The 12,129-nt window shown below is 66.4% G+C and carries 15 protein-coding genes; 11 read left to right on the top strand and 4 right to left on the bottom strand.

Annotated elements, in window-relative coordinates; genetic code table 11:
• Nucleotides 1-195 precede the first annotated feature (195 nt).
• From SSO01S_RS06370 to grxD, 3 genes are read left to right on the top strand one after another with little or no spacing between them, the layout of a single operon-like run.
• Complete coding sequence (locus SSO01S_RS06370) at nt 196-519, top strand: DUF1476 domain-containing protein (protein ID WP_066796933.1); 324 nt, start codon at nt 196-198, stop codon at nt 517-519.
• Nucleotide 520: 1 nt separating this feature from the next.
• On the top strand, nt 521-760 hold the full coding sequence (locus tag SSO01S_RS06365) for a BolA family protein (protein WP_066796931.1): 240 nt from the start codon (nt 521-523) through the stop codon (nt 758-760).
• Between the two features lie 5 nt (nt 761-765).
• Nucleotides 766-1,086: a Grx4 family monothiol glutaredoxin gene (gene grxD, locus SSO01S_RS06360; protein ID WP_066796929.1), complete on the top strand. Its 321-nt coding sequence runs from the start codon at nt 766-768 to the stop codon at nt 1,084-1,086.
• Nucleotides 1,087-1,382: 296 nt separating this feature from the next.
• Here the strand turns inward: grxD and SSO01S_RS06355 are convergent, their stop codons facing one another.
• On the bottom strand, nt 1,383-2,147 hold the full coding sequence (locus tag SSO01S_RS06355) for an SDR family NAD(P)-dependent oxidoreductase (RefSeq protein ID WP_066796927.1): 765 nt from the start codon (nt 2,145-2,147) through the stop codon (nt 1,383-1,385).
• A 403-nt stretch (nt 2,148-2,550) separates the two neighbouring features.
• Between SSO01S_RS06355 and SSO01S_RS06350 the strand changes: the two genes are divergently transcribed.
• The 5 genes from SSO01S_RS06350 (at nt 2,551) to nadA (ending at nt 7,234) form a co-directional block, all read left to right on the top strand.
• Nucleotides 2,551-2,919: a BlaI/MecI/CopY family transcriptional regulator gene (locus SSO01S_RS06350; protein WP_066796926.1), complete on the top strand. Its 369-nt coding sequence runs from the start codon at nt 2,551-2,553 to the stop codon at nt 2,917-2,919.
• Nucleotides 2,916-4,418, top strand: a complete 1,503-nt coding sequence (locus tag SSO01S_RS06345) for a M56 family metallopeptidase (protein WP_066796924.1) — start codon at nt 2,916-2,918, stop codon at nt 4,416-4,418. Before SSO01S_RS06350 ends, SSO01S_RS06345 begins: the two co-directional genes overlap by 4 nt.
• Before the next feature lie 184 nt (nt 4,419-4,602).
• Entirely contained in the window at nt 4,603-5,460 is an 858-nt protein-coding gene (locus tag SSO01S_RS06340) for an MBL fold metallo-hydrolase (RefSeq protein ID WP_066796922.1), read from the top strand.
• On the top strand, nt 5,442-6,137 hold the full coding sequence (locus tag SSO01S_RS06335) for a DUF4230 domain-containing protein (RefSeq protein WP_066796920.1): 696 nt from the start codon (nt 5,442-5,444) through the stop codon (nt 6,135-6,137). Before SSO01S_RS06340 ends, SSO01S_RS06335 begins: the two co-directional genes overlap by 19 nt.
• Nucleotides 6,138-6,208: 71 nt before the next feature.
• Complete coding sequence (gene nadA / locus SSO01S_RS06330) at nt 6,209-7,234, top strand: quinolinate synthase NadA (protein WP_066796918.1); 1,026 nt, start codon at nt 6,209-6,211, stop codon at nt 7,232-7,234.
• On the opposite strand, the gene SSO01S_RS06325 is transcribed toward nadA, so the two are convergent.
• On the bottom strand, nt 7,231-8,217 hold the full coding sequence (locus SSO01S_RS06325) for a phytanoyl-CoA dioxygenase family protein (RefSeq protein ID WP_245646628.1): 987 nt from the start codon (nt 8,215-8,217) through the stop codon (nt 7,231-7,233). The genes nadA and SSO01S_RS06325 overlap by 4 nt on opposite strands.
• Before the next feature lie 73 nt (nt 8,218-8,290).
• Here SSO01S_RS06325 and nadC point away from each other — a divergent pair, with 73 nt between their 5' ends.
• On the top strand, nt 8,291-9,136 hold the full coding sequence (nadC, locus tag SSO01S_RS06320) for a carboxylating nicotinate-nucleotide diphosphorylase (protein WP_066796915.1): 846 nt from the start codon (nt 8,291-8,293) through the stop codon (nt 9,134-9,136).
• 9 nt (nt 9,137-9,145) lie between these two features.
• Entirely contained in the window at nt 9,146-9,862 is a 717-nt protein-coding gene (locus tag SSO01S_RS06315) for a ribonuclease T2 (RefSeq protein ID WP_066797693.1), read from the top strand.
• Between the two features lie 6 nt (nt 9,863-9,868).
• On the opposite strand, the gene SSO01S_RS06310 is transcribed toward SSO01S_RS06315, so the two are convergent.
• Together SSO01S_RS06310 and SSO01S_RS06305 are read right to left on the bottom strand one after the other, a co-directional pair.
• A complete protein-coding gene (locus SSO01S_RS06310; protein ID WP_066796911.1) occupies nt 9,869-10,273 on the bottom strand; it encodes a DUF4112 domain-containing protein in 405 nt (134 codons plus the stop codon).
• A 23-nt stretch (nt 10,274-10,296) separates the two neighbouring features.
• Entirely contained in the window at nt 10,297-11,742 is a 1,446-nt protein-coding gene (locus tag SSO01S_RS06305; RefSeq protein WP_066796908.1) for an ABC transporter substrate-binding protein, read from the bottom strand.
• 162 nt (nt 11,743-11,904) lie between these two features.
• On the opposite strand from SSO01S_RS06305, the gene SSO01S_RS06300 reads away from it, so the two are divergent.
• Nucleotides 11,905-12,129 carry a hypothetical protein gene (locus tag SSO01S_RS06300; RefSeq protein ID WP_066796906.1) on the top strand — a complete coding sequence of 75 codons (225 nt, stop codon included), beginning with the start codon at nt 11,905-11,907 and terminating at the stop codon, nt 12,127-12,129.

Here is a 12,129-nt window from a genome sequence, read left to right as displayed (position 1 = left end):
GACGCTACCCGGGGCGGTTCGGCGATACCCTGTTCGGCTCTGGAACCCCGCTTTCGCGGGGATGACGGCTTTTCGATCCGGATGGGATCCAAATGCTCGGCGGCACCTCGCTGACAGAGGCGAAGGCGCTCTGACCGGTTGCCACAGCCGGTTGCCCCTCCTATCTCGGCACAAACAGCATCCAAGGGAGCAATCATGACCAGTTTCGACGATCGCGAGAAGGCATTTGAGGCGAAATATGCTCGCGATGAGGACATGGCTTTCCGCGTCACCGCGCGCCGCAACAAGCTGGTCGGGCAGTGGGCCGCAGCCAAGCTGGGCCTTACCCCGGAAGAGACCGATGCCTATGCCAAGGCAGTCGTCCAGGCCGACTTCGAGGAAGCCGGCGATGAGGACGTGATACGCAAGGTGCTGGGCGACCTGCTCGCGGCGGGCGTGGAGACCGACGACGCAGAGGTGCGCAAGGCGCTCTCCGACCAGACCGTCGAGGCGCGCCGCCAGCTGATGGAAGCAAAGTAAGATGCCGATGGCCGCCGCCGAGATCGAGGAACTGATCCGCGCAGGCATCCCCGATGCCAGCGTGGAAATCACCGACCTTGCCGGCGACGGCGATCATTATGCGGCACGGGTAATCGCGCCGATGTTCCGGGGGATGCCGCGCGTGCGGCAGCACCAGGCAGTATATGCGGCGCTGGGTGACCGGATGGGCGGCGTGCTCCACGCGCTCCAGCTCACCACCGCAGCGCCAGTCGAGGAGTGAATAGCGTGAGCGACGACGTGCAGGACCGCCTGAAGGCGCTGGTCGAGAATAATGATGTCGTGCTGTTCATGAAGGGCAGCCCGTTATTCCCGCAATGCGGCTTCTCCAGCCGCGCAGTGTCTATCCTCAACCACCTGAACACCGAGTTCGAGAGCGTCGACGTGCTGCAGGATCAGGCCGTTCGCCAGGGCATCAAGGAATTCTCGGACTGGCCGACCATCCCCCAGCTCTATGTGAAGGGCGAGTTCATCGGCGGATCGGACATCATGATGGAGATGTACGAGAGCGGCGAGCTGGCGGCACTGCTGGGCGCCAAGGCGGCGTAATTAGCGTTCGATCCGACTAGGCTGAACAAGCGTCACCTCCCGCGCGGGCAGGCGAGGTTTGGCGGGCGATAGTCTGCTTGGCTCTGGGTCCCCGCTTTCGCGGGGATGACGTTCTGGGTGTCGAGAACTTGCCTAAGTGCTTGGCGCGGTCGGTGCCAAGGCTGGGTAATTGGCGTTTGATCCGATCGGGTTGAATAGACGTCATCCCCGCGAAAGCGGGGACCCAGGGTTGGCGGGCGATGCGCTGTTTGGCTCTGGATCCCCGCTTTCGCGGGGATGACGATGCCGTGAGGGCGTTACCCGGCCGTCCAGCCTCCATCGACCAGCAAGGCGCTGCCGGTCATCAGGCTCGACGCGTCCGATGCGAGCAGCAGCAGCGGGCCGGTGAGTTCCTCCATCTGGCCAAGGCGCCCGAACTTGATCTTGCCGAGCACGCGCTCGCGCGCGCCGGGCACCGCCAGGACCGGACGAGTGAGCTCGGTATCGATGAAGGTCGGGCAGAGCGTGTTCACCCGGATATTATGCGGGGCCAGATCGATCGCCATGCATTTGGTCAGCCCCTCCAGCGCGAATTTCGAGCCGCTGTAGAGCGAGCGCCCGGGGCCGCCGGTATGGCCCTGTTGCGACGAGACGTTGATGATCGATCCCGGCTTGCCCGCCGCCAGCAGCCCGCGTGCGACGGCCTGCGCGACGAACAGCGCAGCCTTCAGGTTCAGCCCGAGCACCGCATCATAATCCTTTTCCTCGATATCCTGGATCGGCAGGATGCGATTGGTGCCGGCATTGTTGAGGAGGATATCGAACGGGCCGCGCGCGGCGACTTCGCGGCGGACGGCGGTGAGATCGGTCACGTCGAGGGCGAAGCCCTGGGCCAGGAAGCCTGCCGCGCGGATTTCCGCTGCCTTGGCCTCCGCTTCGGCGCCGTTTCGTGCGCACAGAAGCACCTCGGCGCCCGCTTGCGCATAAACGTCGGCCGCAGCCGCGCCGATGCCGCGGCTGCCGCCAGTGATCAAAGCTCGTTTGCCGTCGAGGCGGAGGTCGGGGAGGGGCATAAGCGGCATAAGCGTTCTCCGGCAGCAGATCGCGCCGGTTATTCACGCGCGCGAGAACGAACGCAATCGCTGCCGAGTCGCACTGCGGATTTTTGGGAAGCCCGGGGTGGGGTGGGCCGACGCGAGACCGGTAAAAGCTGGTCGACCCACCCCGGAATGAAGCGTCAAGCGCTCGGGATGCCTGATATCTTGCAGCCGCCGTGCCAAAATTGCGTGAGACGTTGGTTTTCAACGGCTTGGATGGTTAACGGCGATCCGTGCTTATCCCCATGTGTAAGCCGTTTCGACAGTTTCGATCCCGTTTCCAGCCCGCACCTGGGCGCGGAACGCGATATCCTGTTCAGCCAGCGTTCACCCACTTGACTACAGACGTAATCGCGAGGATTACACACGTAGTCGATAAGAGGGACCGATGACCGAACGCATCAGCGACGCCGAGCATGCCGTGATGGAGGTGCTGTGGGACGAAAGTCCGCTCACCGCTCAGGAAGTCGTCGAGCGGGTTCCCGCCGAACGCGGCTGGAGCGCCAACACCGTCAAGACATTGCTGGGCCGCCTGCTCGCCAAATCGATCATCGCGCATGAAGAGGTGGGCCGCCGCTATCACTACCGGCCGCTCGTGGCACGCGATGATTATGTGGCCAAGGAATCGCGCAAGCTGATGGACCGTCTGTTTGGCGGCAAGCTGACGCCGCTGGTGGCGCACCTCGCCGAGCGCGATGCGATCACCGATCAGGACATCGCCGAAATCGAGGCGCTGCTGAAGGATCTCAAGTCATGACCGGCTGGATGATCGAGACCATCATCGCCACCACGCTGCTGATGCTTCTGGTGCTTGCCGTCCGCGCGCCGGTCCGCAAGGCGTTCGGACCGACCATGGCCTATGCGCTGTGGCTGCTGCCGGTGCTGAGGATGCTGCTGCCGCCATTGCCGGCGAGCTGGACCGAAAAGGCCGCAGCACCTGTCGCGGCGGCCAGCGACGTCATCGCTTATTATGTGATCGAGCCCATCGCCGGTACCTCTGACGCGCCGGCTGCGGTTACGTCCGGTTCGATCGACTGGCTGATGCTCGCCGGGCTGGCCTGGGCGGGCGGGGCGCTGCTGTTCCTGGCCTATCATCTGATCTCGCACACTCGCTATTGCCAGAATCTGCTGCGCGCGGCCCAGGTGGACCGGACCGTCGCCGAAGGGCGGGTGCGCGTGATCGAGACCGACGCGGCGCATGGCCCGCTAGCATTTGGAGTGTTCCGCAAATATGTCGCCTTTCCGCGCGATTTCGCGGAGCGATATGACGAGCAGGAGCGCGATCTCGCGCTGGCCCATGAGCTGGGCCACCATGTTCGCGGGGATCTGATCGCGAACTGGGTCGCGCTGATCGTCCTTGCCATCCACTGGTTCAACCCGGTCGCCTGGAAAGCCTTTCGCGCTTTCCGTGCCGATCAGGAAATGGCCTGCGACGCGCTTGTGCTCGCCGGCCGCGCCCAGGCGCTGCGCCATGCTTATGGTCGCGCAATCGTCAAGTCCGCGCATGGGGGCGCGGTCTCGGCGGCATGTCACTTACACACAATCAACGAAGTCAAAGGGAGGTTACGCATGCTTTCGAAGACCGGAAATCTTTCCCCCACGCGCCTTGTGACCGGATTGGTGGGCGTGAGCGCCCTCAGCCTGGCCGCGCTCGGCCTCACCGCCTCGGGAACCCAGGCCGCGGAGACGATCAAGAACAAGGTAGAGGCCGTTACCGGCGTCTCGCTCGGCCAGGATGTCCCCGCGCCGCCGGCGCCGCCGGCCGCGCCCGCCGCCAGCGCCGCACCGCGCGCTCCCGCCGCTCCCGAAGCGCCCGAGCTCGGCCAACATGTGGAGAAGCGCGTCTATCGGTTCGACGGGAAGGACGGCAAGCAGGTCCGCAAGATCGTGATGGTCCATGCCGATGGCAGCAAGACCGAGACCGACATGCCCGATATCGACAAGATCATGGCCGATATGCCGCAGGTCCGCGACGGCAAATGCGGCAATGGTGGCGGCGACGCGACCGTCGAGCATCGCGCCGAGGGCGGCAAGAAGGTGATGATCATCTGCACCGACCGGATCGAGAAGATCACCATTGATGCGGCCCGCATGGCGGAGCGCAGCAAGCGGTTTGGCCTGGAAAGCGCGCTGATGGGGCTGCGCCAGGCCCGGCGCTCGATCGAGGCGGAAACCTCGATCAGCCCCGAAGAGCGTGCGAAGGCGCTGAAGGGCATCGAAGACGCGATCCGCGAGATCGAAAAGGAAAAGAACTGATCCTCTGGGGGAGGGCGTCTGCTTTAGTACCCCTTTCGTAGATGCCCTTCAGGAAGGGGCCGGCTGACCTCCTTCGCGGCCGGCCCCTTTTCCTTGGAGCGGGACGGTGGCCGGACATCCGCCGTAATTCCAAAAGCGTGACGCGACTTGCGCGGGCCGCAGCCAGCCGCCATCTGGCAGGGTGATGAACGACTTTCCCACCGGCGTTGCAATGGCGATCGACCCGCTGGTCACCCGGGTATTGGCGCCGAATCCGTCGCCGTTCAGCTATACCGGCACCCAGACCTATCTGGTCGGCACGACCGAGCTGGCGGTGATCGATCCGGGGCCGGACGAGCCCGAGCATCTGGACGCGCTGATCGCGGCGATCGCCGGGCGCAAGGTGATCGCGATCCTCTGCACCCACACGCACCGAGACCACAGCCCGGCTGCCGCGCCGCTCAAGGCGCTGACCGGCGCACCGATCATCGGATGCGCGCCGCTCACCCTGCGCGACGATGGCCCGCGTGCCGATGCGGCGTTCGACACCAGCTATTCGCCCGATCGCGTGCTGACGGACGGCGAGAGCCTCGCCGGGCCGGGCTGGACGCTGACGGCGGTGGCGACGCCGGGGCATACGTCCAACCATCTGTGCTTCGCGCTGCCCGAGAGCGGGGCGCTGTTCACCGGCGATCATGTGATGGGCTGGTCGACGACCGTGGTCTCGCCCCCCGATGGCGACATGGCGGATTTCATGGCGAGCCTCGACAAGCTGATGCAGCGCGACGATCGCATCTATTTCCCGGCGCATGGCGAGCCGGTGGAGAAGCCGCGCCGCTTCGTTCGCGGGCTGATCGGCCATCGCAAGCAGCGCGAAGGGCAGATCCTGCGCCTGCTCAAGGCCGAACCGCGCGCGGTTCCCGATCTGGTCGAGCGCATGTATGTTGGCCTCGATCCGCGGCTGATGGGGGCGGCGGGCCGCTCGGTGCTCGCGCATCTGATCGAATTGCGCGCGCGCGGGGTGGTCGCCGAGGATGGCGACGCATGGAGGGTGGCGGCTTGAAGAACGGATGCGTGGGTCTGATCGGCGCGCTGATCGCGCTGATCCTCGTCGTGGGTGGCGGTTTCTGGTTCCTGGGCGATCAGCTCAAGCGCCAGTTCACGGCGCCGAGCCCCGTGACGGTCGCGCAGGCGAGCCTGGAGGGGCTGCGCGAGCAGAGCCGGCTTTCTACCTTCGCCGCACGCTATGTCGCCGTGGTGACGTCGACGCAGAGCCGCCTGGGGCTGCAGGCGAAGAAGACGCTGATCATGCCGGGCACGGTGCGTTACGAAGTCGATCTTTCCAAGCTGCAACAGCGCAACCTTAGCTGGAATGGCAACAAATTGACGGTTACCTTGCCGCCGATCGAAGTGATCGGGCCCGAGGTGGATATCAACAATATCCGCGAATATGGCGAAGGCGGCATCCTGATGTCGCTCACCAATGTGGAGGAGCAGCTCGACGAGGCCAATCGCAAGGCGGGCCAGGTCGAACTGGTGCGGCAGGCGCGCGAGGAGACGCCGATGCGGCTGGCGCGCGACGCCACCCGCCGCGCAGTCGAGCGCAGCTTCGCGATGCCGCTCAAGGCCGTGGGAGTGGACGCACAGGTCGAAGTGCTGTTCCCCGACGAGACCAAGGGGCCGGACGAGCGATGGGATGTGTCGCGCAGCGTGAGCGACGTGCTGGCGAACCGGCACTGATCCCAAGGGCGGGTGGCGCGTCCCCGCATCCATGCCTTGATCGCAGCCCCCGCGCGGGCCATGTGCAGCGGATGAACGCACCAAATGGCATCGATAGCCTGAAAGGGCTGGATCTTCGCGCCGAGATCGATCGGCTGCGCAAGGAGCGCAACGCCGTCATCCTCGCGCATTATTACCAGAAGCCCGAGCTTCAGGACCTCGCCGATTTCGTGGGCGACAGCCTGGACCTCAGCCGCAAGGCAGCGGAGACCGACGCGGACGTCATCGCCTTTTGCGGCGTGCGCTTCATGGCGGAGACCGCGAAGGTGCTCAGCCCCGAAAAGACCGTCGTGCTGCCGGATATGAATGCCGGGTGCAGCCTGGAGGATAGCTGCCCGCCCGAACAGTTCGCGGCATTCCGCGCGCAGCATCCCGATCACATTGCGCTGACCTACATCAACTGCTCGGTCGAGGTGAAAGCGCTGAGCGACATCATCGTCACCAGCTCCAGCGCCGAGAAGATCCTTTCGCAGATTCAGCCCGAGCAGAAGATCATCTTCGGACCGGATCGCAATCTGGGCGGCTATCTGACGCGCACGCTGGGCCGCGAGATGCTGCTGTGGCCGGGCGTGTGCATCGTGCACGAAGCCTTTTCGGAGACCGAACTCCTGAAACTCAAGGCGCAGCATCCCGGCGCGCCGATTGCCGCGCATCCGGAATGCCCGCCGCATATCCTCGATCATGCCGATTATGTCGGGTCGACGCGCGGCATCCTGGATTTCGCCAAGACCTTCCCCGGCCAGACGCTGATCGTCGCGACCGAGCCGCACATCATCCACCAGATGGAAAAGGCGCTGCCCGAGAAGAACTTCATCGGCGCGCCCGGCGCGGACGGCAACTGCAACTGCAATATCTGCCCGTACATGGCGCTCAACAACATGGAGAAGCTGTACCTCGCGCTGCGCGACCTGACGCCGCGCATCGAGATCGAGGAAGAGCTGCGGCTGAAGGCGAAGAAGTCACTCGACCGGATGCTGGAAATGGCCAGCGCGACGGTGGGGAAGGGCGATCTCGGGCCGGTTCCGGCAGTGGGTGGCCCGCCGACCAAGGGCGACTAAAGCCACTCCGCCTGATGCGTCAGGCCGGGTGCATACATCGTCACATATTGCGCGAGGCGCGGCGCGGCGGCGCGGTTTGGGCTGGCACCGTGCGGTAGATCGTGCCGCCAGATGATCAGGTCTCCGGCATTTGCGGGGACGCGGACCGCCTCGGCGCTTAGATCCACGGCGCGCGGATCCGCACCCGCGAGACCGTCCAGCCAGGCATCGAGCCGGTGATGGAAGCCCGGCACAAGCTCGAACGCCCCCTGATCCTCCGCGGTATCGCTGAGATAGAGCACGCCCAGCGCGGCGAAGGGTATCGGGCGGACGAGGCTGACGTCCCAATGGAGGCGCGGGGCGCGAAACGGATGCGAGGGCCGCTCGGGCGGATTGAAGCTCACCCGGTCGATGATCATCCACAGGTCGCTGCTGCCCCAGAGCTGGGCATAGGCCTTGTGGATGCGAGCGGACCGGCGGGCGGGTTCCAGCGCGGGGTGCTGGAAAAGCTGCACCATCATGCCCTGGTTGCGCGCCGCGCCATACCAGCTTTCGGGTGCGTCGGGCAGTGCGCCATTTGCTTCCCAGATCAGAGCCGCCGCCGCCGCGACTTCGCCGGGTGTGATCGCGTTGCGGAGAATGACGAAGCCGTCGCGCTCCCATTGCGCGATATCCGCAGTGTCGAGCACCGGAGGCATCGCATCGATCGCGGCGATTTGATCCTGCACGGCCCCGGGAAGCGGCGCGCCCGCGAGCGTCGCCTCATAGCGCGCCAGCACCGGCGGATCGGGAATGCCCGCCGTCTCGACGATCCAGTTGAGGAACGTCTCATAGTCCGGCTGGCCGCCGAGATAGGCCAATGTCTGTTCGAGCCCGAGGCCGAGCGTATCGAGCAACAGCCGTTCGCTACGATCAAGACAGGGCGCGAATGGCACGCGGTGCGACCGCGTCTCCCAATAGGCGCGCAGTCCGGTCATCCGGATGGGAGCTTCCTGATCCGCCACCGATGCAGCGTGCCGCAGCGAAAGCCGCGCGGCAACGGTTCCTTTGGCGCGCGCGGGCGGCTAGACGCGGATCATGACCTTCACGCTCGACCGCTTCGATCTTGATGCCTTTGTCCGTTCCACGCTTGCCGAGGATCTGGGCGATGGCGGAGACATTACGTCCGCTGCGGTGATACCGGCGGATGCGGTGTTCGATGGGGTGATGGACAGCCGCGAGGCCATCGTGGTGGCGGGGCTGGGGATCGCCGAGGCGTTCTTCCGTGCGCTCGATCCCGACGTGGCGATCGAACGGCTGGTCGAGGACGGGGCATTCGTGCCGGGCGGCACCGATCTGTTGCGGCTGCGGGGCAAAGCGCGGGCATTGCTCACGGCCGAGCGGTCCGCGCTCAATACCGTCCAGCACCTTTCGGGCATCGCAACGATGACGCGCAGCTATGTCGATGCGATTGCGGGGACCGGCACGATCCTGCTCGATACGCGCAAGACGATCCCCGGCCTGCGCGTGCTGGAGAAATATGCGACCCGGATGGGCGGAGCGACCAATCATCGCATGGGCCTGTGGGACGCGGCGATGATCAAGGACAATCATGTCGCGGTTGCGGGATCGGTGGGCGAGGCGGTGCGCCGCGCGGTGGATGCCGGCATCGCCAACATCATCGTCGAGGTCGACCGGATCGATCAGATCGCCCCTGCGCTCGACGCGGGTGCCACGCACCTCCTGCTCGACAATATGGGACCGGACACGCTGCGCGAGGCGGTCAAGCTGGTCGACGGGCGCGTGCCGACAGAGGCATCGGGGGGCGTCCGGCTCGATACGATCCGCGCGATTGCCCAGAGCGGGGTCACCTATGTCAGCGTGGGCCGGCTGACCCAGTCGGCTCCGGCGGCTGATATCGGCCTGGATTTCACGGCGGCCTGAGGGATGGCGATGCGAACAATCTCGAGCGCTGTTGCGACCGCTGCGATGCTGCTGGCCGGTCCCGCCTTCGCCCAGGCGCAGTCCTGCGCCGTGCCGGCCAAGATCCAGCGGCCCCGGCCCGATCTGCCGACCACCGCCGAACCCACACGCGTGCTGCCGATCGGCGGCTACACGCTCGCGCTGACATGGAGCCCGGGATATTGCCGCGCCAATGGCGGCAAGGGGGACAACAAGTTCCAGTGCGGCGGCCCCAATCGCTTCGGCTTCACGCTGCATGGCCTGTGGCCCGATGGCGTGGGGAAAAGCTGGCCGCAATATTGCACCCGCACCACGATCCTACCCGACGCCGTGATCCGCGCGAACCTGTGCGCGACGCCGTCCGCGCAATTGATCCAGCACGAATGGGCGAAGCACGGCACCTGCATGCCGGGCAATGCCGAGGATTATTTCGCCAAGGCGCGGCGGCTGTACGATCCTTTGCGCTATCCCGATATGGACGCATTGTCGCGGCGTACACTCACGGTCGGCCAGTTCAAGGTACAGATGGCAGCGGCCAATCCCGGCATCCCCGCATCCGCGATGCGCGTGACGCTGACGCGCCAGAACTGGCTCGATGAGCTATGGTTCTGCCTCGATACCAGGCTGCGCTACGCGCGCTGCAAGCCGGGGGCGGGGGCACCCGATGCGGCGCTGGTCAAGATCTGGCGCGGCGGCGCGCGGCGCTGAGGCCGTTCAGCGCTGATTGATCGTCGCGGTCGATGGGTGGTGCTTGTCGAGATGCTTGCGGATGATCCGCAGGTTGCGCGAATTGGAGCGGAAGAAGAAATCGGCCGCATCGCCCAGGAGCGGAACCGCGCCCAATGCGGTATCGAAGCCGACATTGCCCAGCATCCGGACCATCGCGGTCTTCGACATGCCCAGGTTGCGCGCTTCCCAAACCATGTAGAGCCCCATGGCCGCCGTCAGCACGTCACCGCCGACGGGGATCAGGCCAAGGATGAAATCCAGGCCGAACTTCTGGTTCGTGCCCGGGATCGTGAAGCCGCGTTCGAGCAATTTTTCCATCGCTTCGATCCGCCGACGGACGGCTGCTGCGTCCCTGCCCAGCGGCAAATCCGGTCCGAGTCCGGAAGCCATTCGCGTCGGCTTTGCCACTTCGCTCACCTCGTATCGTTTCGCAGGTGGTTCAACGGGTGCCACGCGCGGCTGTTCCCCTGCCACGCACGCAGCCGCAGGGCGACGATAGACCAGCGGAGCGGCTGGGCAATGGGAATAAATGCGGCGTCGGCAGTGAGCGCGGCGTCCGCTTCGGCGATGCGCCGGGCGCGGGCCGGCAGGTCGGGAGCATCGCGGCCCGCCTCGACCAGGACCCTGGCGGCGTCGCTGCATGGCGCGCAGGCGTTTGCCACGAACCATCGCCCGCTGTCATACGGCGCGACAGCATCGATCAGCCGCAAATCGGCGTCGTCACCCGCCGCCACGCGAACCGCGTCCGCGCCGATCGCGCGGATCGCCTCTGCGACATAGGCCCAGACGATCGTGGAGCCCGGCCCGGCGGGCAGCGCGAGGCGCAGCACGGGCGCCGCGCCATGCTCGCGCCGCCACGCCGCAACGCTGGCCCGCGCGCTGCTGCGCCGCGCCTCAAGCGTGAGCGGGGCCCAGGCAGGCTGGGCGGGCGGGACGGCGGAATCGATCTGGGCGGGCAGCAGCGTTTCAACCGGCGCCCAATCGGGGTTGAGCGCCGCAGTTAGCCCCTTGCGGTCGATCGCCATCGCTACTGCGGCGCGGCCCGCTGGTTCGGCAAGAAAGCCCTCGCGACGGCTCACCGCCAGGCCGAACAGGCCCAGCGCGCTATCCATCCGGATATTGGCGGGGGCGATCCCCGCTGCCCCCACGATGGGCCAATCGGCAAAAGTGCCACCCAGGATCAGGTCCGACTGGCCATCCTTGAACCGCGAAAGCGCGGCGGCTGCGCGCTCGCCGCGCAGCAGGATGGTCTCCTCCGGCGCTGGGCCCTCATCGTCCGCTGCCTCGGGGCCGGGAACCGGTCGCAGCAGCATCCCGCGCGCATTCGTCCGCGCGATGCGGAAAGGTCCGCTGCCCTTGCCATCGCGCGTCACCGCAAGCTCGGGCTGGGCGAAAAGCTGGAGCAGATCGGGCCGGGGGCGCTTGAGCCTGACCTCGATCACCTGGGGCGTCATCTCGACGATCTCGTCGATGACCGCGATGAACGGGGACAAAGCGTTGCGGCTGTCCGCAGCGATGGCGCGGCGCAACGCCCGCACCACCTGGGTGGCGGTCACCGGCTCGCCGTCGCTCCATTGCGCTTCGCTCAGCCGGAAGATGAAGCTGCGCCCATCGTCGATGACGATCCAGCGCTCGGCCAGGCCCGGCTCGATCTGGCCGGCAGCGTCGAAGCGCACCAGCCCCTGGGCGGTGGCACCGAGCAGCACGCGGTCCGGATTCGTCAGCGTGCCGCGGTTCGGGTCGCCGGTCTCCAAAGCGCCGCCGATCGCGCTGACCGCTACGGGGGCGTCATCCTTGCGTTGCCCGCTACTGCCGCAAGCGGCGAGCGCGAGGGCGAAGAGGGGCAGCAGGCGGTTCATGGCTCCGGCGACACGCACGACCGGGGTGTATGTCCGGGCGGCGGCGCTGCCAACCCCCGGCCCGACGCATCGCGCTTTCGACCTGCCGCATTGCAACATGGATGCGCGAAACCATCGCGCCACCCAGGGATTGAGCCCCGGTCCCGTGCAGGAGGTTCGCTCATGAAAAGACTGTTCAGCAAAACCGCCATCGGCATCGCCGCAATGTCGCTTGCGGCCGGCCCGGCGCTGGCGCAGGGATCGGCGTCCGCGCTTTCTCCGCGCGCCTCGACGTCCGCCAAGAAGGCCTCCTCGATCACCCCGCCGCCGTTGATCGCCGTCATCGGGCTGCTGGCCATCGTTGGCGGCGGCATCTTCATCGCGGTGGACGAGCCCGACAGCCCCTAA

The organism is Sphingomonas soli NBRC 100801 (assembly GCF_001591025.1).
Classification (GTDB): Bacteria; Pseudomonadota; Alphaproteobacteria; order Sphingomonadales; family Sphingomonadaceae; genus Sphingomonas; species Sphingomonas soli.
This window is presented reverse-complemented; position numbering and strand designations above follow the sequence as displayed.